Annotated in this window: 2 protein-coding genes; both read right to left on the reverse strand. The window is 50.5% G+C overall.

Going from position 1 to position 1,249, the window contains the following annotated elements; translation table 11 throughout:
* Positions 1–114, reverse strand: a 114-nt coding sequence (locus ACFRAK_RS29055) for a KDGP aldolase (protein WP_394573207.1), incomplete at its 3' end; no start/stop codon positions are given.
* Between the two features lies 1 nt (position 115).
* Positions 116–1,219, reverse strand: coding sequence for a DgaE family pyridoxal phosphate-dependent ammonia lyase (locus ACFRAK_RS29060; RefSeq protein ID WP_394573206.1), 1,104 nt, complete (start codon positions 1,217–1,219; stop codon positions 116–118).
* Positions 1,220–1,249: the final 30 nt, after the last annotated feature.

Raw genomic sequence — 1,249 nt, forward strand, 5'->3', positions numbered from 1 at the left:
AACCAATACATGCCCTTCCGATGCTTCAAATACTTCCTTTGCGTTCTGAATGCTCCCCGCCAGCACGTTTAATGCCGCACGGTTCTTGTAAAGTCGCTTGTCCATATTCGCCATATTATTGTCCCCCTGCAATTTGCTGTATTCTTGTTATGATAACCTGTAGATCATCCCCGGATAGCGAGCGTGGATCGATGTCAAAATATCCCTGACGTACGCCATAATCCCGCGTGTAGACGGCGATATCCCCTTCGCGAAGCTGATCGTTCATCAACTTCGCACTGACACCCGCTACTTCCGCATCTACTTTTACACGTCCGCGGAAGATCGCTCGTCCCGCTTCATCCTGTACGATAGTCACGTCAACACCCGGCATATTCGATAAAACTTTCATTTCTTCGAGCGCAGCCTTCTCCTGCTCACTCTTGTCTTCCTTCACCGTATACTCATCCAACGCCTGAAGCAAGCCGAACGTCGTCTCCTTGCCCACTTTCATGCTTCGCCCGATACCGTGCAATTGAGCTTTAACCCATTCAATGTACTGTCGCTTCCCGCCGACGATGCCTGATGTTGGACCCTCGATCGCCTTGGAGCCGCTATAAATGGCAAGATCACCATACTTCACGTATTTCTGAATATCTTCCTCCGCAGCGGCATCCACAATGAACGGGATTCCGTGTGCTTGTGCCACTTCCGCGGCCTCCTCTACGGAAATCATGTTCTTCTGTACACAGTGATGAGACTTCACGTACAAAATCGCAGCCGTCCGCTCATTAATAGCCTCAGCAATGTGCTCTTTGCGTCCTTCATTTGCATAACCAACCTCAACCACTTGGCCACCGCCAAGGTACACCATGGTTTCCACCGGTGCACCATACTGAACGTTATGTCCCTTGAACATAATGATTTCGTTCTTGGCAATCGGTTCCTGATGCAGACGATCGCTGCGTCTTCGATTCCCCTGAGTCACGATGCCGGCAACTGAAAGTGCTATACCGCTTGAAGCGGAATTAACCACAACTGCTGCTTCTGACCCGAGAATTCGTGCGATGTAATCCCCTGCTTTATCCACAAGGTCGGCAATCTCAACATAACTCTGGCCGCCGACCCGCATCGCTTCCATAACCGTATCCGTCGGTGCCGACACCCCCAGAATACTCATGCGGCCGCTGGCATTAACTACCCGTTTCAGTCCATATCTAGCATGCAGTGAATGATCCATTGACTACCACTCCTTTAGGTTCGATATACC

This window comes from Peribacillus sp. NPDC056705, from assembly GCF_043656335.1.